This window comes from Echinicola pacifica DSM 19836, from assembly GCF_000373245.1.
Lineage (GTDB): Bacteria > Bacteroidota > Bacteroidia > Cytophagales > Cyclobacteriaceae > Echinicola > Echinicola pacifica.
Genome location: NZ_KB890750.1, coordinates 447,043 through 468,473, shown reverse-complemented (window position 1 = coordinate 468,473; position 21,431 = coordinate 447,043). Strand labels below are relative to the sequence as shown.

The window sequence follows — 21,431 nt, the reverse complement described above, 5'->3', positions numbered from 1 at the left end:
GCCCATTAATTATCTGCGAATAATTAGTTCTTCACCTATCCAATAGAATTCATTCAACCAAAAAGGGATTACCACTATGAAAAACATTTCTAAAAATATAATAATGACCCTAGCCTGCAGCCTTTTTCTCGGGCAGGGATTTGCGAGGCAAATAGCTCCCGTGGATGCCAGTATCTATGAAGGGGTAGAAATAAATATGCCCAAAGTCCTACTACCATCCTTTGGCGAATATGAAGTGAATATTAGAGATTTTGGTGCGAAGGGTGATGGGCAGAGTAAATGTACAGAAGCTTTTGCAGAGGCAATCCAAGCAGTGCAAGCTAAGGGTGGGGGAAAAGTGACTGTTCCTCGAGGCATCTGGCTTACAGGCCCCATTACCTTAAAGAGCAATATAAACCTCCATTTGGAGGAGGGGGCCTTATTGCTTTTTAGTAGGGATTTTGATGATTACCCATTGGTCAATACTAGTTTTGAGGGATTGAATACGGTTCGCTGCATTTCGCCGATCAATGCGTACGAGGCCGAGAATATTGCGATTACTGGTTCTGGAGTAATTGATGGCAATGGAGATGCTTGGAGACTGGTGAAAAAAGGCAAGATGACTGCGGATCAGTGGAGCAAGTTGTTGAAATCTGGCGGGGTGCTTTCTGATGACGAAAAAATGTGGTTTCCTTCCGAAAAATCCAAAAAGGGATACACCAGTAGCTCTAATTTCAATGTCCCCGATTTGATTGACCCAGAGGATTTGGCTTCGGTAAAGGACTTCCTGAGGCCAGTGATGGTAAGCTTGGTGCATTGCAATAAAGTGCTTCTTGATGGACCTACTTTTCAGAATTCCCCTGCCTGGAATATCCATCCCCTTATGAGCGAAAACGTGGTCATCAGAAACTTGGAAGTGCGGAATCCCTGGTACAGCCAAAATGGCGATGGGCTAGACTTGGAGTCTTGCAAGAATGTATTGATCTATAATAATACTTTTGATGTGGGTGATGATGCGATATGCTTCAAATCTGGCAAAGATCAGGATGGTCGCGATCGAGGAATACCTACAGAAAATGTAATCGTAAAAAATAATACCGTGTATCATGGTCATGGCGGCTTTGTGGTGGGCAGTGAGATGTCTGGTGGAGTTCGCAATGTCCATGTTTCCAATTGTACTTTTATCGGAACCGATATTGGCCTCCGTTTTAAGAGTACCCGTGGGCGTGGGGGCATAGTGGAGAATATCTATATCTCTAATATAGACATGATTGATATTCCCGCTGAGGCGATCCGCTTTAATATGTTCTATGGTGGCAACTCGCCAGTATTAGAAGAAGATCAGGAAGCGGAGGTGAGAGATGAGACGCCCATGCCGGTGACTGAGGAAACTCCCATATTCCGAAATATCTATATGAAAAATATTACCGTGTCAGGAGCTGGAAAGACCGCATTTTTTATGGGATTACCGGAGAAGAGCTTAGAAAATGTACGACTTGAAGACTCATATCTGGTAGGAAATGAAGGAATGACCATCATCGATGGAGCAGGAATAAAAATTAAAAATGTGGCAGTTATCACCAAAAATAGCCCCGCATTGACCATATATAATAGCCAAAACATCCAGGTGGAGGGGCTTAAATTCGGGGGAGATTCCAAGGCAGCCCTGAGGATATTTGGCAGATTGACTGAAAATGTCAGGGTGAATAAAAGTGATTTTAAAAATATCGAAACCCAAATTTTCCAAAGTCCTGAGCTTACAAATGGCGCGGTAAAAATCAAATAATATGAAAGATAATAAGCTATTGCTGATACCGGCCTTGCTGGTTGTTCTCCTGACCTTTTCCTTTATGCCTGCCGATCGACAGATTACACTGTTTATGATTGGGGATTCCACTATGGCCAATAAGCCCTATGCAGGAAGCAATCCTGAAAAAGGTTGGGGGCAGGTGTTGGGCTTATATTTTAATGATGGGCTGTTGGTCGATAACTATGCCTTGAATGGCCGCAGTACCAAGAATTTCCGCGATGAAGGCCACTGGCAAAAGGTATTCGACCAGCTTCAGCCGGGAGATTATGTCATCATTGAATTTGGGCATAATGATCAAAAGGAAAAATCACCGGACCGATACGCGGCTCCAGATACGGACTATCGTAATAATCTTATCCGGTATATTGAAGAAAGCTATTCCAAAGGAGCCAAGCCTATATTAGCCACTCCCATTTCCAGAAGGAGTTTTGATGAGAAGGGCGTGTTAATAGATACCCATGGGAGGTATTCGGAGGTGGTAAGAGAGGTGGCCGCAGAGTATCAAGTGCCTCTTCTCGAGATGCATGGAAGGACGGTAGCGCTATTGGAGCAATTTGGAGTGGAGAAGTCTAAGGAGTTGTTTTTACATTACCGACCTGGGGATTATTCGAGATTTGCAGAGGGCAAGGAAGATAATACCCATCTTTCGCCCACCGGTGCTTTTAAAGTGTGTGATATCGCCATAGAGGAACTTTCCCGGGAAGTGCCGGAATTAAGGGTGTTCTTAAAGGAATAGAAGTATTGGCGTCTTTAAGGAATAATTACTAAGAAAATATAGCATTCATGAAGGTGAAAATCCATCTCTTACTGATGATTCTTCTGCTGCCAATAGGAGCAGTCACTGCTCAGCAGGTGCATTCCTATTCAAAAGATGGCAAGCTAATTAACCTAAAGGGAAAGCTGCAGCAGGATATAGTCGTGGCAAAAGATGGCTCAGGCGATTTTTTATTTATTGCAGATGCCTTAGAGGCAATTCGGGTATATCTACCCAAGCCGATTACTGTTTATATCAAGGAGGGAATCTATAAGGAGAAGCTACTGATTCCGGGAACTATAAGCAATGTCACCTTCAAGGGTGATGGACCAGAGAAGACCATTATCAGTTATGATGATCATACGGGCAAAAACTTCATGGACACCTTCGATTCTTATACCCTTATGGTCCTTGGCAATAGTTTGATATTTAGGGATATGACTATCCAAAATACCGCTGGAAGCGTAGGGCAGGCCGTTGCGTTACACGCGGAGGGCGACAGGCTTTTATTTGAGAATTGCCATTTTAGAGGGGATCAGGATACCATGTTTGCTTCAGGGGAGAATAGCCGGCAGGTATATAGAGACTGCTATATAGAGGGGACAACCGACTTTATCTTTGGTTCTGCCACCGCATTATTTGATAATTGCGAGATTTATAGCAAGAGCAATTCCTTCATCACGGCAGCATCTACTCCCGAGTGGGTGGAGTATGGTTATGTATTTAAAAATTGCCATCTGACAGCGGCAGAGGGAGTGGACAAGGTGTATCTGGGCCGACCATGGAGAGATTTTGCCAAAACGGTTTTTATCGATTGCCAATTGGAAGATCATATTGTTGAAACAGGCTGGGACTTTTGGGGACGTCCAAATGCTAAAGAAACCACCTATTACGCTGAATATGGCTCATCAGGGCCTGGTGCTAATAGCGCAGAAAGAGCCGATTGGGCGCATCAGTTAAGCGTTATAGAGGCGGAAGGCTATACGGCCCCCATGATTTTTGGGGGAGATCTATCGGTCAATAACGCCTATGGCTTTCCTTGGTATGGCTACCAAAAGGACAGCACTTATACGCTATCTAGTTCTTATGATAAATACCGTAAAAATTTCCCAGAGCTTAAACCTATAAGCAAGGAGGCCGATGGAATAGATGATTTTTTGGCGATTGAATACAAATCGCTTGGATACCGTGAATTAAAAATGGATGTATTTGCGCCAAAAACCAAAGCCAACGTGGCTCTTCCGGGAATTCTATTGGTGCATGGAGGTGGATGGCGTTCTGGTGACCGCTCCTTACAATTGCCCCTGGCTAAGGCTTTGGCAAGTAGGGGGTATATCACGGCAGTGATGGATTATCGCTTGTCCTTAGAGGCGCCATTTCCTGCGGGTGTCCATGATGTGAAAGAGTCCATTCGTTGGTTGAAGGAGCATGCGGACAGATTTGGGCTGGATAGCAGTCGTATCGCTATTTTGGGTGGATCGGCTGGCGGCCAGTTGGCAGCTTTGGTCGCCTATACTAATGGTATGGAAATGTACGAAGCATATTCCCAAAGGAAAGGAGCGGCGAGTACAGATGTCCATGCCTTGATTAATATGGATGGGGTCATGGCTTTTCATCATTCAGAATCAGAAGAAGGGGAGATGGCGGCTCAGTGGCTGGGCGGTACTTATGAAGAGATCCCCGAAATCTGGGAGGCAGCTTCGGCCCTTCATCAGATCAGTGAGAAGGCCGTTCCAAGTTTATTTATTAATAGTCAATACCCTAGATTTCATGCGGGTCAGGACGATGCAATTGCGCTATTGGATGGGTATGAAATTTACTCCCAAGTGGAGGAATACTCCTCCAGTCCGCATCCTTTTTGGCTGTTTGAGCCTTGGTTTGGGAGCACAGTAAATTGGGTAGATGAATTCCTTATTCAGCTTTTTAAATAAGTTATTTTGAGTCTTTTACGCAATCGATTTCGCCTAAAATCTATGGTATGATGGGCTGAACCAGCCTTGATTAATTGTATAGTTTCTGCCTTTTACCTGCTTATATATCTGTATTTCATGTTATAAAAGATTATTACTAGCAATAAAATAAGTGTATTAATAACTTGTATTACTAAAAAAATATCCGTAAAATGCAATCGATTGCGCAAGTGATTGCTACAATCGAGAATTGATTAATAAACCCTTAATTAGAATAGTTATGAATATCCCTTCCAGAGCTCCCGATGTCCGGGAGCTTTTACTCGCCGCTTACACAAAATTGAAAACGATCAAGTCCTGGCAGCACAGCCATGTCCATTTCAATTTATTTTATTAACAAAAACCCAATCCTTATCGAAATGTTATTTACCAAACCTTTGTCAGGCAAAGCCTGGCGCTTGCCTATGATATTGGCATTGCTGGTGATAGCAGTAACTGAGCTACGCGCTCAAAGCCTGCAAATCTCTGGTGTAGTCAAGAGTTCTGAAGGGGAAACCATCCCCGGAGTCACGGTCCTAATGAAAGGCAGTACCAATGGTACCAGCACTGACCTGGATGGTGCTTATTCCCTAACTGTAAATAATCCCCAGGGGACTTTGATGTTTAGTTCCATAGGAATGATCAAGCAGGAGGTCCAAATAGAAGGACGCTCCACGATCAATATCACCTTGGAAATGGACATTGCGCAGCTGGACATGGTGGAAGTGGTCGATTATGGCTATGGCACCATCAAAAAATCGGATATGACGGGCTCTGTGGCTTCCATGTCTGGAAAAGAACTGGCGAGAATCCCTGTGGCCAGTGCTGCACAGGCGATCACCGGCCGCCTTCCAGGTGTAAGAGTGCTCACCACCGATGGCTCCCCTGGCGCAGATGTTGTCATTCGTGTACGTGGAGGTGGCTCTGTCACCCAGGACAACTCTCCACTATACGTAGTGGATGGGTTCATTGTAAGCAGTATTCGTGATATTCCTCCCACTGACATAGAAGCGATTACCGTGCTAAAGGACGCCGCCGCCACCGCTATTTATGGCGCACAAGCCGCAAATGGAGTGATCGTGGTGACCACCAAAACTCCCAAAGCAGGAAAAACCTCCGTATCCTATAATAATTTCTTCCAATGGAAAAGCTTACCTAAGGATAGAAAATATGAGGTGCTTGATTCATATGAATTTGCGCTAGCAAACTATGAATACGCTAAAATCCAATCAGACGCAGCCGTAAGGAATTTTGAGAAGTTCTATGGGGTGTATGATGACTTGGAATTATACCAGCAAAAGCCTTCCACAGACTGGCAGGATGAACTCTTTGGGGACCCAAAGCTTAGCCAGTATCATAACCTAAGCATAAGTGGGGGAACGGAAAAAACTAAATTTATGCTCAGTCTTACCAATAATACCGATGAGGGACTGATGCTGAATTCCGGGTATGGAAGGAATGTGATCAACTTTAAACTGAACCATGAGATCTCCGATCGTCTTACCATGGATATCGGAGCCAGGATAACCCATACCGTGATCGATGGGGCAGGAACTTCTGGGAATGCCCAGATAAATATTGAAGATGCGATCCAGACGCGTCCCACCAATGGTATAGCAGACGAGCTGGATATCGACATGACGCAGATCAATGCTGAGGATGATTTCCAGTCTTTCTTATTAAGTTTGGTGAGCCCTGTGGAGCTGGCAGAGCAGGATTGGAGGAAGCAGACAGAATTTGACTATGTGTTCAATGCAGGCTTGACCTATGAGATCATCAAAAATCTAAATTTCAAAACCACCTTCAACGGCTCAAGGGACTTCCGTGAAAACCTTCGTTTCTACGGCCCGCTGACAGGTGAGTCTTTTAATAATGGAAATAACCTACCCCTAGGAGTCAAAGAAGATCGCTCTACTTTTTCTTATCGCTGGCTGAATAGCGTGGCGTATAAGTTTTCCGACCTAGGTGACCATGACCTAGACTTCTTACTGGGCCAGGAGATTTACTCCAGCGGAGGCAACAGAGATATGCTGAGAGCGGAGGATTTTAGACCTTCCATCACTCCTGAGGAGCTGTTTGCCAATATGACCTTCGGTCGAGCAGACCGCCATGAAACCGAGCAATTCACCCAGTCCAATAGATTTTCACTATTTGGTAGAGCCAATTACCAGTACAATGGGAAGTACCTCTTCACTGCCACCGTGAGGTCGGATGCTTCTAGCAAATTCTCCAAATCCAATAGAGTAGGGGTATTCCCAGCAGTGGCTGTGGGATGGAAGATTAGTGAAGAGAATTTCTTGAAAACCTCTTCATGGTTGGACGAATTGAAGTTGAGACTCAGTATTGGAGAGACGGGAAATGATCGTATTAGCTCCACCGCTACCCAGTTTCTCTTCAGTGCCTCCACGAATAAGGGACCAGGATTTGGCAATTCGGATAATGTATTCTATGAGCCTTCCAGCAGCACGCTGTATAATCCGGACCTCAGATGGGAGACTACGCTGACTAAAAATATTGGTCTTGATTTCACTTTATTCAATGCAAAAGTGGAAGGTAGTCTGGATTTCTATAAAAACACGACCAATGACTTGTTGCTGCAATCTGCCATTCCGCCTAATACAGGATTCTCCACTCAGTGGAATAATGTCGGTAGCACCTCCAATCAAGGGGTGGAACTGGGGATCAACGCCTATCTGATCGATAAGCAAGACTTTTCACTTTCTGTGAATTTCAATACAGGGATCAATAAGGGGAAAGTCGAGGAACTAGATGGTACAGAGTCCCGTTTTTTCCAGTCCAATTGGGCGAGTACGGATTTGAATAATATCAATGATTTTTACCTAGAAGTAGGTGGGAAAATAGGCGATGTCTTCGGCTATGTGACTGACGGCTATTATAGTACGGATGACTTTGAGGGTTATGATGCTGTGGCTGATGAGTACCTCCTCAAAGGAGATGTGCCCAACTCAAGTTCGGTGGTGGGAAACACCAATATTCGCCCTGGCTTCCTAAAACTAAAGGATCTCAACGGCGATGGTCAGATCAATGCAGATGACCGAAAGGTGATAGGAAATACGCTTCCCAAGAACCAGGGTGGCTTTGGGGTAAATGCCCGTTGGAAAGGCTTTGACGCTTCCGTATTCTTCAATTATCAATATGGGAATGATGTCTATAATACAGGCAAAATCCAGTACAATCAGTTCAGGAGAGTCACTTATGGCAATATGCTGACCACGATGTCTTCGGACAATAGGTTTACTTATCTGGATGTGGATGGAGCCTATACTGGCACTGCCGGGGAGATCGTTACCGACCTTGCGCAGCTAAAGGAGATGAATGCTGATAAGAATATCTGGTCGCATAACAGTTATGGTATCGCCGGTGCGGTGGTGCATAGTTGGGCGATCGAGGACGGGTCGTTTATCCGACTAAACAACCTGACTCTGGGCTATTCCCTTCCCACAGAATTGATTTCCCGCATAGGCTTGAGCCAATTCAGGATCTATGGTACAGGAAACAATCTAAAGTTATGGACCGACTACTCAGGCTATGATCCAGAGGTAAGTACCAGCAGGAGCAGCAGTTATTCTGCCTTGACTCCGGGGGTGGATTATTCCTCCTTCCCTCGCAGCAGGTCCTATACAGTAGGTATCAATGTGACATTCTAAAAGAGACCATCATTATGAAATTAAAATATATAATAATTGCAGCAGCTACCTCGGTCCTGATGAGTTCATGTGAGGACTTTATGGAGCCGGATTCGCTGTCCACTTTCGACCTGGAGTATATTTACTCCAATGTGGATGATGCCCGCAAAGGGGTGAATGCGATATATTCCCATTTTGGCCAGGATGCTTTCCGCTCCAGGCTATCCAATAATATGACCGGTAATACGGATATAGAACATCAAAGTGGGTGGAACTCTAATGCCGATCGGTACCAGATATGGAATCTTGACGCACTGGAGAGTAATCGTGACTTGCAGATCGTCTGGACCTATGCCTATCGGGCGATTCGTGATGCCAATATCGCTATAGAAGGCCTGGAAAGTAGTGGTTTGCTAGAATCCAATGATGTGACGGAGGCCAATGCCATGAACCAGTTGCTGGGAGAGGCTTATACCCTCCGGGCCTATTGGTATAGCATGCTGACTTTTCACTTTGGAGATGTGCCTTATATGGTGGAGGCGCCTCGAGCCGGGAATGATTTCAACCTTCCCAAAATGGATCGTAATGAGATATTGGAGCAGGAAATCCAACATATGATAGACATGGAGGATAAGATGCTTTGGGCAGACCAGGTGCCTTTCGGGATAGAGCAGGTCAACCGTGAATATACCTTGGGTATGATCGCACGACTCTCACTGCAAAGAGGGGGCTATTACCTTTCTCCTGACCTGAATATGAATCGCGAGGACGATTATCTGGACTATTATAAAATTGCCAATGACTATTCTCAGAAATTGATTTCCCTGAAAGACCGAGAGCTTAATCCCGATTTCCGACAGGTATTTATGAACCAATGTACCTTCCAGACCCCCGTGAATCAGGATGTTTTGTTTGAGGTACCCTTTGCCTTGGGCAATGGAGATGTAGGTTGGAATATCGGAGTGAGAGTAGAAGGGGGAGCGACTGCCTCCCATGATTATGGTTCTGGCAATAATTATATGGCTATCCCGCCCACCTACTACCTCTCTTTTGATAGTGTGGATGTAAGGCGTGATGTGACCTGTTCTTTATATAAGATCAATACGAGTTTTGAATATGAATTTGTGAATGGTGGTTTAGATATTGGCCAGGGTAAGTGGAGCAGACATTTCCTTCCTACTCCTCCCGGCAAATCCACTGCGAAAGGAACGGGAATCAACTGGCCCATGATGCGGTACTCCGATGTCCTGCTGATGTATGCAGAATCCGAAAATGAGCTCAATGGCCCCACCGCGCAGGCGCAGGAAGCGATGAAGAGAGTGCGTAGAAGAGCATTTGATCAGAGCTTTTGGGCTACAAAAGTGGATGCTTATACCAACCAGGTGTCTGGTAGTAAGGAGAGTTTCTTTGAGGCGATTGTAGATGAGCGAGCGTGGGAATTTGGCGGAGAGATGATCCGTAAATACGAGTTGATCCGCTGGGGGATTTATTCCCAAAAAATGGCTGAGACCGTGGAGGAGCTTAAAATGCTAGCCGACGGGGCTGAATCTGGCAATTCACCTTATCCCATCTATATGTACTGGAAGACCGATGCTAAGGGGGATTTTGTGATTTACAACCCTTATAAAAGGGTCGTTGCTCCACCAGATGAAACCTGGACTCAGCAGTCTTTCTTGCTGGCCCTTACCAGTGAGGAATTTGGTTATCAGCCTTGGATCACCAAGGACTGGGAAAACTATATCACTGGTGGCCCAAAAGCTGGAGTGGCCCGGTATGTTTTCCCTATTCCATCAGAGGCCATCGCCAATAGCCAGGGGACTCTATTAAATGATGGATATGGATTTTAAGAATTCGTCTAAAATTCAAAAATCAAAACTTATGAAAATCATAAAAAATAATATATACCAGAGTCTTTGTATCCTTACCCTCGGCCTGATAGCTCTGGCAGGATGTAAGGAAGACGAAGAGATGTTTGAAAGAACGCGGCTCTTCCGTCCCGTGCTTATAGAGGACTTATTTTCGGAAGAGAATACCATCATTGTCAATATGGGTAAGCTCAAAGAGGCAATGTCCTATACGCTGGAGGTCAGCAGGGACTCCTTTGCGACCACCGAGTACCTCATCGATACAGATACTAATTATGTAGTCTTGGATGAGGAACTGCTAGGTGAGCCTTTATTTTGGAATATGCTCTATCAAGTGCGGGCCACAGCCCATGCAGATAATGAGGAATATGATAGTGAAATATCCGACCTGGGAAATGTAAGGACACAGCGCTTCCCGACCATTCTCAACAGTCCACAGTCCTACGATGTGATCGATATAGCGGCACAGGTAAGCTGGACCAAAGCCGGCGCGGCCGTCACAAGTGTTAAGGCCTTTGCGGCGGATGACCTTTACCTGCGTACACCACTGGTGGAGCAGGAAGTGACTAGTAGTGAGCAGGCGGCAGGCGAGATGGTACTGGCCAACCTTGATCCAGAAACTACCTATCAGGTGGCAATCTATAGCGAAACGGTGCTGAGAGGCTGGGTAAATTATACCACTCTTATGCCCGATATTGATCCCACTGGCCCTGGCGTGATTGATATTCGTGCCAATACCAGTCCCTCCGCTGTAGCCGATGCTATAGCTACTGCCCCAGCGGGATCCACCATACTCGTGGAGCGTGGGATGACCTACGATCTGCCTTCAGATCCCCTGACCAAAGCCATCAGCATCCGTGCGGCTTACGGTTTTGGGGAACAAAAAGCCAAACTGAGCACAACCGGCAACTGGGATATAGCCGATGGATCGGATATTGAATTTATACGTTTTATAGACCTGGAAATCCGTGGGGAAGATTACGGCGGAGATTATGTGTTCAATCCCAATCGTGACAATGTGCACGTGGGTGAGCTGAGCTTTGAAAACTGTGAAGTAGGGACCTTCAGAGGAATATTAAGAGCAAGAGGAACCACCGTGATCGATAATTATATCATCTCCAATACCTTGGTGGACAGCCTCGGAGGTTATGGTTTGTTTACCGTAGATTCCGAAGCCACTTCCATGGTCAAGAATATCAAGCTGGTAAACTCCACTTTCAACAAAATGCAATTTGGTGTTACCTCCAGAAGTAGCTCTGAATCCTTCCTTATCGAAAGCTGCACCTTTGGCAATTTCATCAATGCAGGTGGGGGGATATTCAGGTACCGTGGAGGTGATGGAAATGATAATGTCACCAATGGCATCGTCATTCATAATAGCATCTTCGGTCACGGCTGGGATGAGGATTTGGATGATGCCTATGCCATTCGGGGGATTTATGATGGCCTCGAAAGTACCAATTTCGATATCGTAAATGTCTATTCTACCTTCGACTTTAGCTTCTCTAGTGGCGAAATCCCGGGCTTCCCGGTGGGCAACTATAAAGGAGCTCAAGCGGACCTATGGGTAAACCCCGATATCAATGACTTCAACTTCAAGGATAAAGGATTCGCTGGTAGGTACGATTCGGGTGATCCTCGATGGAGAGCGAAATTATAGCCTGACATTAAGTGCAATGGGATGAGTGAATGGAAGTTTTTAGCTTCCTTTTGCTTGTCTCCCCACTTATATAAGCTAATCTTTTGATTATTTAAACTGAGGTGTGGCAAATCCTGCCGCACCTTTTTAATAAACCCCGGATGACACTATGAATTATAAACTATCAAGTCGATATAATTTTGTGCTTTTTGCCTTGACTTTTCTTCTTCTATATGCCTGTTCCAATGCGGAAGAAGAGCCCGATATTCAGGATCCCGAAGAGGAAGAAGTCTATGAAGGACCTCATTACGCCTTCCCTGGTGCAGAAGGATATGGGCAACTGAGCTCAGGAGGCAGAGGGGGCAAGGTGTATTACGTCAGTAAATTGACGGATGACAATTCGCCCGGAACCCTAAGGCACGCCATTAATCAGGCTGGTGCCAGGACCATATTATTTTCTATTGGTGGGACTATCGAACTAAAGTCAAAACTGAATATTTCCAATGGTGATCTCACCATCGCGGGCCAATCCGCGCCTGGCGGGGGTATAACCCTGAAAAACTATCCAGTGACGGTGGATGCAGATAATATCATCATTCGCTATCTGAGGTTTAGAATGGGCGATGAGGCTGGCCAGGAAGGAGATGCTCTAGGAGGAAGGTTCCATAAGAATATAATTATTGACCATTGTTCGATGAGCTGGTCCACAGATGAATGCGTGTCTTTTTATGCCAATGAAAACTTCACCTTACAATGGTGTATTATCTCCGAAAGTCTTAAGAATTCTGTTCATGGAAAGGGCTCCCATGGCTATGGAGGAATATGGGGTGGCAAGTACGCTTCATTCCATCATAATCTCCTTGCTCATCATGACAGCAGAAACCCACGCCTGGGAGAGGAAGCCGGGAAGGCTTTTGCTTTGACGGATTTGGTGGATTTGAGAAATAATGTGATTTATAATTGGGGAAATAATGCGGCTTACGGTGGCGAGGCCATGAATGTCAATATCGTAAACTGCTATTATAAACCCGGACCTGCGACTCCCGGTGGCAGCAAACGAAATCGCATCATGTCCATTGACAAAAACAAGAATGAAGGCACCGAAGTGTTCGGCGTTTGGGGAAAGTTCTTTGTAGATGGAAATGTGGTACATGGGAGTTCCGAAGCCACTGGCGACAACTGGAAGTATGGTGTTTTCAATCAGTTTCATAGCAGCTATGGCACCTTGACAGCTGCGGAAAAAGAGGGTATCAGGATGGAGCTAGCTCATCAGCTTGAGGGTTATACCGTTCATACACATACCGCAGAAGCGGCCTATGAATTGGTGATGGCTGAGGCTGGAGCAAGTCTAAAAAGAGATGCGGTCGATGCCCGGATTATCGCCAATGTCCAAAATGCTGACTATAGCGCCCCTGGGAGCGTGGGAAGCACCAATGGTATCATAGATAGCCCATCAGATGTAGGAGGATGGCCGTTCCTCGAGCCGGGTACTCCCGTACTGGATACCGATGGAGATGGAATGCCCGACGATTGGGAAGAGGCACATCAGTTGGACCCAAACAGCCCGACTGATGGGAGTACTCTCAAGGCTGGTACTCCCTATACCCAGTTAGAGGTCTATCTGAATGGTTTAGTTAAGGATTTCCCTAAGAATTGACAGGTCTGGCGGGCTAGTATTCTGATCAGAAGCAATAATGTATTTTGCAATAAGGTGATTTAGTACAAAATTCATATTATTGGCAAATAGAACCTGTAGGGTTCGAAAAGTACTGGTCATTATTACTAATCAAAACACAGTGATTTATGAAAATTGAACATTTTGCTCTTAATGTAGCCCAGCCACGCGCCATGTCAGATTGGTATGAGAAGCATTTGGGATTTAAGGTGGTCAAAAAACAGGATAAGTCTCCCTATATGACCTTCCTGGCAGATGATAGTGGGAATGTGATGATAGAAATCTATAATAATCCCCTTGCTCCAATAATGGACTTCAAGGAGCAGCATCCTTTGGTGGTGCATTTGGCTTTGGTTTCGGAGGATCCTGCTATGGATAGAGATCGACTGATCGCTGCTGGCTCAGAATTGATTTCTGACGATGTGCTGGAAGACGGTTCGCATTTAGTGATGCTGCGTGATCCCTGGGGCTTTGCCCTGCAGTTATGTAAACGCGCCAAACCCATGCTCAAGGATTAAAGCATCGGTGGGTAATGCCATAATAGTCGGATAGATTTGATTGATCCTAATAAACCCCATTTACTTCTCTGTTCTGCTCAGGTCTGCTTTTTCTTTGAGGCGAAAGCTGTAAATAGAATAGCAGAAATTGGCTTATAGCCCGGAGAAATTACGAATAGATAGCTCTCTGTGAGAAGGCTGGAATGCTACTTCCAGACCTTCCTCTAGAAGACTATGATTCTGATTTAGCTAAGTTGAATCAAGCCTAATATTATAATTAAAGCGGATTGCGCTTAGTTTCTAGCTTATATCATGGGCTATGCCTAATGAAGATCCGCAAGAAATGAAGTATAAAACAATTGCAAAAATGAAAATCTATCCACTATTACTACTATTGACAATTATGCTTCCAGGTACGGGACTGGTCCGAGGCCAGGCATTCTCTTCCGGGGAAGACCAGGTCCTGGCATTTCCGGGAGCGGATGGTTTTGGGAAATATACCTCTGGAGGTCGTGGAGGTAAGATATATAAGGTCACCAATCTAAATGATGAGGGACCTGGAAGCCTTCGGGAAGCTCTGCGGAAAAAGGAGCCAAGAATCATCCTTTTCGCTGTTTCCGGAACAATCGAATTGCAGTCAAGTTTGGATATAAACCATGGCGATCTCACCATAGCGGGGCAGTCGGCTCCTGGGGGCGGGATCACGCTGAAGAACTATCCTTTGAAGGTTAAAGGGGACAATATCATCATCCGGTATATTCGGTCCCGGCTGGGGGATGAAAAGAAAGTTCAGGATGATGCGATGTCTTGTTTGAGGAACAAGAATATAATTATTGATCATTGTTCCCTGAGCTGGGCCACGGATGAATGCGGCTCATTTTATGATAATGAAAATTTCAGCTTGCAATGGTGCATACTATCAGAAAGCCTAAATGCCTCGGTACATGAAAAAGGCAATCATGGCTATGGGGGGATTTGGGGTGGAATCAATGCGAGTTTCCACCATAACCTGATCGCCTCTCACTCCAGCAGACTCCCCCGGTTCAATGGAGCCCGAACGCAGAGCAGTCCTATGACAGAACTGGTGGATTTCAGGAATAATATAATCTATAACTGGGAACAGAATAGCAGCTATGGAGGAGAGGAAGCTCGGATCAATATGGTGGGCAATTATTATAAAGCTGGCCCGGCGACCTCCTCCAATCGTGACAGGATTTTTGAGGCTTATGCGCCTTACGGCAATTATTATTTGATGGATAACGATGTCGAGGGTTTTCCGGAAGTCAGCTTAGAGAACGCAAAGGGTCTGGACGGGCCCGACCATCCCGAGGAGGTTTTGGCAGCCACTGCCTTCCCTTTCGTAGCGGAATTTGCCGGGGAGTCAGCCAGAGAAGCTTACCTTAAAGTACTCGCCAATGCAGGGGCAAATTTTTTCCGTGATCCTGTGGATAGCAGAGTGGTGGAGGAGGTTCTCCTGGGGCACAGTCCTGGTGGGCCAAAGAATAATGGGATTATAGACAGTCAAAATTCTGTAGGCGGATGGCCGCTATTGCCTGAAGGAAATCCGGTGAAGGATTCGGATGGGGATGGTATGCCAGATGATTGGGAGCTGGCACATGGCTTAGATCCACAGCTTCCGGATGACAGTGGCTTAGGTTTATCTCTGCATTATACTAATGTGGAAGTGTACTTAAATGAGCTTGTGGACTGGTAATAGCCTTATATGGGGTAGATTTTTTTTTGGTCCTGGGGGATTATTACTTATCTTTTGGCTATGAACGAAATTAGAGTTTCCTACGAGCAAATCACCTCACTTTTATCAGGGATTTTGATCTCTATGGGTTTTCCGGATCGAAAGGCTGCCTTAAGCGCAGATTTATTTGTCAAATCCAGCCTTGATGGTGTTCCTTCTCATGGGCTCAACCGGTTTCCGGTTTTTGTAGATTATATTCGTAAAGGCCTAGTCATTCCTGAAGCGGAGCCGAGCCTTATCTCCCAATTCTCAGCTTTTGAGCAGTGGAATGGGAATGCAGGTCCTGGCAATTGTAATGCCTATGGGGCGATGGATCGTGCGATAGACCTGAGTAGGAAGTTTGGGATCGGCTGCGTCACACTAAAGAATACTAACCATTGGATGCGCGCTGGAAATTATGGCTGGCAGGCGGTAGATCATGGCTGTTTGGGATTATGTTTTACAAATACCAAACCCAATATGCCTGCCTGGGGAGGGGTGGAGCCTAAGTTGGGAAACAATCCCCTGGTCATTGGCATCCCACGCAGCAGTGGGCCGGTGGTCCTGGATATGGCCATGTCCCAATTTGCCTATGGAAAGATGGCCATTTACGCTCGCAATGGCAAAGAGATGCCTTATGACGCTGGCTTGACTCCGGAAGGGCAGCTAAGCCGCAATCCGGGGCAGATCATCGCCGACGAACTTGCCTTGCCCATGGGACTTTGGAAGGGGGCGGGACTTTCTCTTTTAATAGATATGCTGACAGTGGTGCTTTCCGGAGGCAATTCAACCAGTGAAATTGGGCAGCTGGGTGAGGAAACGGGCCTGTCGCAGGTGTTTATTTCTCTGGACCCACTGGTGATGGGGCTTGGTGAAGATTGGGACCAGCACCTCGATCGCATTATCGAAGATTTATTGGGCAGTCGGACACCTTCAGATTCAGGAAATGTCCGGTATCCTGGCCAAAACACCCTCCAGACTCGCGAGGAGAACATGAGATTGGGTGTACCTATAGAAATTGATATTTGGAAAAAAATACAGCAATTAGCAGATGAAAAAGATAAATGATGATACTGTACGCTGGGGAGTAATCGGCGTGGGCGATGTTTGTGAAGTGAAGAGTGCTCCAGCGATGCAGCTCCTCCCAGATAGTGAGCTGGTGGCGGTGATGCGAAGGGATGAAGCGAAGGTGAAAGATTATGCCGATAGGCATGGTGTAAGTCAATGGTTTACCGATGCTGATGCCTTGATCCAAAGCGATAGCGTGAATGCCATTTATATTGCCACCCCACCTCATCTGCATAAGGATTTTGTGATCAAAGCTGCCGAAGCCGGCAAGCCCGTGTATGTCGAGAAACCTATGGCGAGGACCTATGCCGAATGCTTAGAGATGGTCCATATCTGTGAGCAGGCGAATGTACCTCTTTATGTGGCCTATTACCGCCGTGCCCTTCCTCATTTTGTAAAAATCAAAGAGCTGATCGAGGAAGGTGTTATCGGTGAGATCCGCCATGTTCAGATTCTTCTGAATCAGCCCCTCATGACGGCTGTGGGAGATGGAGCGCCGCAGGATAATTGGCGCGTAAATCCAGCACTTGCCGGAGGAGGATATTTTTATGATCTAGCCTCCCATCAGTTGGATTTTCTGGATTATGCCCTGGGACCTATATCCACTGCTTCCGGTGCAGTGGCTAATCAGGCTGGGGCCTATGCCGCAGAAGATATGGTGGTAGCTCACTTTCAGTTCGAATCCGGAGTGATGGGTTCTGGCGCCTGGTCTTTTTCCGCTGGAGAGGCCTGCGATCATACCGTCATCTATGGGGCTAAAGGGTCTATCTCCTATGAGACCTTTGGTGCAGGGAAGTTGGTGCTTAGTCTGCCCGACCAAGAAGACCAATTCTTCGAATTTGATTTACCAAAGCATATTCAAATGCCTCTTATCGAGCTTATTAATGATGATATTCTGGGGAGAGGTTTGAGCCCTTCCATCGGTCGATCAGCAATGCGGACCAATAAAGTCATGGAAGATATCTGCGGCTCCCCTAGCTAACTCTCATTCCTTAAATTTAGTGATTTATAAGTTCTTTAGCTTATAATATATATTTATAGTCTTTAAAGCTTATAATGTCTATTTATAAGTTTATCAACTTATATATTGTCAATATAAGCTTTAGTACTTATATTTATGCATCATTAGCACAGGTATAGGCCTATAAGACTACCAGACCTCTAGCTGTGATGGGTGTAGGACAAAACTAGTATTGAGGATGAAAAAATATGCAGTGATTTCTGGAGATATTGTATCTTCCACGAGTTTAGGCGAGACGGCAAGAGTGGAGCTTTACGGGCAATTGGAAAAGCTCGTATTGAAATTAATGCAGGATTTTGATTGCTATGCGCGCATCAGTAAGGGGGATTATATAGAATGTGTGTGTCGGCGACCTTCTGAGGCTCTGAGGATCGCATTGATAATCAAGTCTTATATAAAATCACTGGACCTGAAGGTCAAAAAAAACAATTCACGAACGAAGAATTTCTCCACTCATGGGCTGCGCATGGCCATCGGGTATGGGGAGCTGGGGATATTGGATACAGAAAACGATATTATAGATGGCCAAGCGATATTTATGGCTGGCAGGAAGATCAATGCCTATTCAAGTCATAATAAGGAACGAGTGGTTTTGAAGCAAACCACGTTTTTTGTCTCAGAGGAGGAGCAATTAAATTTTCATCTTTCCCCAAACTTTGCTTTATTGGATGTGCTATGCAATAAGGCCACCGCAAAACAATCCGAGGTGTTGTATTTTAAGCTGCAGGGAATGACCGAAACCGAGATCGCCGAAAAACTAGGGGTAAGCCAGTCTGTAATCAACCAACATAGTACCGCTTTGGGCTGGAATGCCATTGAGGAGTCCGTGGAGTACTATAAAAATATAATTAAACAAGCCCTGAAATGACTTTTATACACCTGTTGATTACGCAATTTATAGCTCATACGCTGGCCGATTATTATTTTCAGAATGACCGGCTCGCCAATCAGAAAAATCAGCTGGGATTCAGAAGCTCCTTCTTGAAGTACCACTTTATTATTGTTACCGCTTTATCTTTTTTGCTGAGCTTTCAGACCTCTTTTTGGTGGGTAGCCTTGCTGATAGGCAGCACTCATTATATAATCGATGGCACCAAACCCTATATAAATCGTAGTCGTATCCTCGGCAAATACGCATTCTTTATAGATCAGAACCTCCACCTATTGATCATATTAGTCCTGACCTGGATATATGCCAGCGGCAAGCCTTCGATGCCATGGGTTCCTATAATCTGGCCCATGGAGCTGAGCATGGTCATTCTCTGTGGAATGCTCATCCTGAAACCTGCCAATATCCTGATCAAAGAGATCTTTAAATTCTATGAAATCAGCGTGCCCGGAACCGGGGACCTTCCCAATGCCGGCAAATTGATCGGACTGGTGGAGCGTATATTGGTGTTTACTTTTATCGTTATTGGGGAATTCCAGGCAGTAGGTTTTTTGATAGCCGCCAAGTCTATCCTAAGGTTTAAGAATGAAGATGCCTCCAAATCGGAGTATGTCTTGATCGGTACCTTGCTAAGTTTTGGTATAGCGATTTTTCTGGGCTTGATTACCATGACCCTGATACGCTCCTAATTATTAGCAGTTCAAAACCTATTGATTTATATTTGTTTACGGTTAATGTCATAAAGAGGAAGATCACATTTATTTCTATACCATATCTTTGATCCTTCCTGAAGGGAAGCGACTCATACTTTTTTTGATTGAGACAATTAGAATCTAAGTTACGTATTAGAATTATTAGAACTGGCGCACATTTCCGGGAAAGCCGAAGAGTAATAACCTGGAGCTGGCGTAGAATAATTTCCATGAGTCGATCACCCGGAGAATAGAGCAGTATTATTCTCCATTTTCCCACTATTAACTCCCTATATAAACTCAAAAGAAACGATGAAAAATCTTATCACAAGTATCTGGATGCTTTTTATAGCCTTTACGGTGACTGCGCAGCAGGAAGTAAAGGTGAGCAGCACGATAGAGGAAGTCACGGTATTCGTGAATGCAGCCCAAATCCAACGCAGCGGTAGCGTAAGCCTTCCAAAAGGAGAAAGCACCTTGATCCTGATGGGGCTCTCTCCACATATTCATGAAAACAGCATACGCATCAAGACCAATGCCCAGGTGTCCATCCAAGGGGTGTCCCACGAACTGGATCATTTGAGCACCTTGGAAAACAATAAGGAGGTCAATGAACTGGAAGCGGCCTTAAAAAGCATCAATGCCCAGATCAAAGCCAATCAAGCACAATTGGAGGTGCTCATCCAAAAGGAGAATCTATTAATGGCCAACCAACAGCTCGGCGGAACATCCACTGGGCTAAATCTAAGTCAGCTGGAGCAGGCGATGGCTTTCTTCGAAAAGCAACTGAGGTCTATCAAGACAGAGGCCATCAAAATAAACGAATCGAATGAGCAATTATCCATAAATAGGAATCAGCTGCAACAGGAACTTAACCAATTGCAGGCTAACCTACAGTTGCCATCCGGCATGGTAAAAATCAGAGTAAAGGCGGGCTCTGCCATCAATACTGCGATCGGACTCTCTTATCTGGTGGATCATGCAGGATGGTATCCGAAATATGACCTTCGCACCGCGGATATCAACGAACCCTTAAACTTGCTCTATAAAGCAGAAGTGTACCAAAACACGGGGGTCAACTGGGACAAGGTAAAGCTCAGTTTTTCCTCTGGAAATCCTGATGAGTCAGGCGTTCTGCCCGATCTGATGAGTTGGAAATTGGATTTTGCCAGATATGGGAGTACTGCAATCGTGAGGGGAATAGGTACGGTGTCTGGTCTGGTGACTGACGAAGGGGGCATGCCTCTACCAGGGGTGATCGTGAGAGTTCAGGGCACCTCCCTGGCTTCCACCACGAATTATGAGGGCAATTACTCCCTTACTATACCCTCCAAGGCCCAAAATCTCGAGTTTCATTTTATAGGCTATCAAACCGCCTATAAACCTATTAATTCCCCCATAATCAATTTGCAAATGAGCCCAGATAATCAAGCCCTCCAGGAAGTAGTTCAGGTTAGCTTAAGAGGTAAAGTAAGCGGGATTAATATTTCGAATAGCGACTTTGAAGTGGCCCAGGAGCCGGCGAGAGGGATAGCAACGGCGGTAGAAAATCCCACTACAGTAAAATTCTCTGTGGATGAACCCTATTCTGTCCCTTCTCAGGGCGGCACCGTAAGCGTTGACCTGAACGAATATCACTTGCCCGCGGAATATGAATACCTAAGCGTCCCTAAACTTGGGCCAGAGGCTTTCTTAAGTGCAAGGATCACTGACTGGGACAAACTTCATCTTTTGGAGGGTGAGGCATTTCTGTACTTTGGTGATAGCTTCGTGGGTAAGTCTATCATTAACCCCAAAAATGAATCCGATACCTTAGCCCTTTCCCTAGGCAAGGATCCTAGCATTCAGATCGATCGGATTATTACTGAGGAGTACTCGGATAAGAAGATTATTGGTGGAAATAAAACGGATTATCGTACCATAGAGATCACCGTCAAAAACACAAAAAGTAAGGAAGCATCAGTCATGATACAGGATCAGATTCCGCTAGCCCTGCGAAATACCATAGAGGTCGAGGCTCTAGAAACTTCTGGTGGACAGCTGGATCCAGCCACTGGGATAGTCAGCTGGAGGATGAAACTAGCACCCCAGCAAAGCAGCAAAATTGTGCTGAGCTATTCGGTGAAATATCCGAAAAATGAAAAAGTAAAATTGGATTAAAAGCCTTATTAGGGGGATAGAACTAGCTTTTATCCCCCTTTTTTATCTCCTGAT

General features: G+C 45.4%; 14 protein-coding genes. All 14 read left to right on the top strand.

Going from position 1 to position 21,431, the window contains the following annotated elements:
• Window positions 1-76: 76 nt before the first annotated feature.
• The 14 genes from B050_RS0112475 to B050_RS0112410 all read left to right on the top strand — a co-directional run bounded on the left by B050_RS0112475 (window position 77) and on the right by B050_RS0112410 (window position 21,377).
• The gene (locus B050_RS0112475; RefSeq protein WP_018474260.1) at window positions 77-1,765 is read left to right on the top strand and encodes a glycoside hydrolase family 28 protein; all 1,689 of its coding nucleotides are present in this window, start codon (window positions 77-79) and stop codon (window positions 1,763-1,765) included.
• Between the two features lies 1 nt (window position 1,766).
• A complete protein-coding gene (locus B050_RS0112470; protein WP_018474259.1) occupies window positions 1,767-2,525 on the top strand; it encodes a rhamnogalacturonan acetylesterase in 759 nt (252 codons plus the stop codon).
• Window positions 2,526-2,572: 47 nt separating this feature from the next.
• The gene (locus B050_RS0112465; RefSeq protein WP_018474258.1) at window positions 2,573-4,474 is read left to right on the top strand and encodes a pectinesterase family protein; all 1,902 of its coding nucleotides are present in this window, start codon (window positions 2,573-2,575) and stop codon (window positions 4,472-4,474) included.
• Window positions 4,475-4,872: 398 nt separating this feature from the next.
• Window positions 4,873-8,160: a SusC/RagA family TonB-linked outer membrane protein gene (locus B050_RS0112460; protein ID WP_044202482.1), complete on the top strand. Its 3,288-nt coding sequence runs from the start codon at window positions 4,873-4,875 to the stop codon at window positions 8,158-8,160.
• Window positions 8,161-8,174: 14 nt separating this feature from the next.
• The gene (locus tag B050_RS0112455; RefSeq protein WP_018474256.1) at window positions 8,175-9,986 is read left to right on the top strand and encodes a RagB/SusD family nutrient uptake outer membrane protein; all 1,812 of its coding nucleotides are present in this window, start codon (window positions 8,175-8,177) and stop codon (window positions 9,984-9,986) included.
• Between the two features lie 31 nt (window positions 9,987-10,017).
• Entirely contained in the window at window positions 10,018-11,664 is a 1,647-nt protein-coding gene (locus B050_RS0112450; protein ID WP_026235850.1) for a DUF4957 domain-containing protein, read from the top strand.
• Window positions 11,665-11,812: 148 nt separating this feature from the next.
• The gene (locus B050_RS0112445; RefSeq protein ID WP_018474254.1) at window positions 11,813-13,300 is read left to right on the top strand and encodes a hypothetical protein; all 1,488 of its coding nucleotides are present in this window, start codon (window positions 11,813-11,815) and stop codon (window positions 13,298-13,300) included.
• A gap of 146 nt (window positions 13,301-13,446) precedes the next feature.
• Entirely contained in the window at window positions 13,447-13,836 is a 390-nt protein-coding gene (locus tag B050_RS0112440) for a VOC family protein (RefSeq protein ID WP_026235849.1), read from the top strand.
• 346 nt (window positions 13,837-14,182) lie between these two features.
• The gene (locus tag B050_RS0112435) at window positions 14,183-15,529 is read left to right on the top strand and encodes a pectate lyase (RefSeq protein WP_157492774.1); all 1,347 of its coding nucleotides are present in this window, start codon (window positions 14,183-14,185) and stop codon (window positions 15,527-15,529) included.
• A gap of 60 nt (window positions 15,530-15,589) precedes the next feature.
• Complete coding sequence (yiaK, locus tag B050_RS0112430) at window positions 15,590-16,615, top strand: 3-dehydro-L-gulonate 2-dehydrogenase (protein WP_018474251.1); 1,026 nt, start codon at window positions 15,590-15,592, stop codon at window positions 16,613-16,615.
• Window positions 16,599-17,597, top strand: coding sequence for a Gfo/Idh/MocA family protein (locus B050_RS0112425; protein ID WP_018474250.1), 999 nt, complete (start codon window positions 16,599-16,601; stop codon window positions 17,595-17,597). Before yiaK ends, B050_RS0112425 begins: the two co-directional genes overlap by 17 nt.
• Window positions 17,598-17,814: 217 nt before the next feature.
• The gene (locus B050_RS0112420; RefSeq protein ID WP_018474249.1) at window positions 17,815-18,504 is read left to right on the top strand and encodes a hypothetical protein; all 690 of its coding nucleotides are present in this window, start codon (window positions 17,815-17,817) and stop codon (window positions 18,502-18,504) included.
• Window positions 18,501-19,214 carry a DUF3307 domain-containing protein gene (locus B050_RS0112415; RefSeq protein ID WP_018474248.1) on the top strand — a complete coding sequence of 238 codons (714 nt, stop codon included), beginning with the start codon at window positions 18,501-18,503 and terminating at the stop codon, window positions 19,212-19,214. The genes B050_RS0112420 and B050_RS0112415 overlap by 4 nt, the downstream gene beginning before the upstream one ends.
• Before the next feature lie 315 nt (window positions 19,215-19,529).
• Window positions 19,530-21,377, top strand: a complete 1,848-nt coding sequence (locus B050_RS0112410; RefSeq protein ID WP_018474247.1) for a mucoidy inhibitor MuiA family protein — start codon at window positions 19,530-19,532, stop codon at window positions 21,375-21,377.
• The last annotated feature ends 54 nt before the right edge of the window (window positions 21,378-21,431 follow it).

What these genes read in the sequence shown, in the direction of transcription:
- B050_RS0112475 (WP_018474260.1), top strand. Translation starts at nt 77, where the DNA reads ATGAAAAACATTTCTAAAAATATAATAATGACCCTAGCCTGCAGCCTT.
- B050_RS0112465 (WP_018474258.1), top strand. Translation starts at nt 2,573, where the DNA reads ATGAAGGTGAAAATCCATCTCTTACTGATGATTCTTCTGCTGCCAATA.
- B050_RS0112410 (WP_018474247.1), top strand. Translation starts at nt 19,530, where the DNA reads ATGAAAAATCTTATCACAAGTATCTGGATGCTTTTTATAGCCTTTACG.
- B050_RS0112435 (WP_157492774.1), top strand. Translation starts at nt 14,183, where the DNA reads ATGAAAATCTATCCACTATTACTACTATTGACAATTATGCTTCCAGGT.
- B050_RS0112445 (WP_018474254.1), top strand. Translation starts at nt 11,813, where the DNA reads ATGAATTATAAACTATCAAGTCGATATAATTTTGTGCTTTTTGCCTTG.
- B050_RS0112415 (WP_018474248.1), top strand. Translation starts at nt 18,501, where the DNA reads ATGACTTTTATACACCTGTTGATTACGCAATTTATAGCTCATACGCTG.
- yiaK (WP_018474251.1), top strand. Translation starts at nt 15,590, where the DNA reads ATGAACGAAATTAGAGTTTCCTACGAGCAAATCACCTCACTTTTATCA.
- B050_RS0112470 (WP_018474259.1), top strand. Translation starts at nt 1,767, where the DNA reads ATGAAAGATAATAAGCTATTGCTGATACCGGCCTTGCTGGTTGTTCTC.
- B050_RS0112455 (WP_018474256.1), top strand. Translation starts at nt 8,175, where the DNA reads ATGAAATTAAAATATATAATAATTGCAGCAGCTACCTCGGTCCTGATG.
- B050_RS0112450 (WP_026235850.1), top strand. Translation starts at nt 10,018, where the DNA reads ATGAAAATCATAAAAAATAATATATACCAGAGTCTTTGTATCCTTACC.
- B050_RS0112420 (WP_018474249.1), top strand. Translation starts at nt 17,815, where the DNA reads ATGAAAAAATATGCAGTGATTTCTGGAGATATTGTATCTTCCACGAGT.
- B050_RS0112440 (WP_026235849.1), top strand. Translation starts at nt 13,447, where the DNA reads ATGAAAATTGAACATTTTGCTCTTAATGTAGCCCAGCCACGCGCCATG.
- B050_RS0112425 (WP_018474250.1), top strand. Translation starts at nt 16,599, where the DNA reads ATGAAAAAGATAAATGATGATACTGTACGCTGGGGAGTAATCGGCGTG.
- B050_RS0112460 (WP_044202482.1), top strand. Translation starts at nt 4,873, where the DNA reads ATGTTATTTACCAAACCTTTGTCAGGCAAAGCCTGGCGCTTGCCTATG.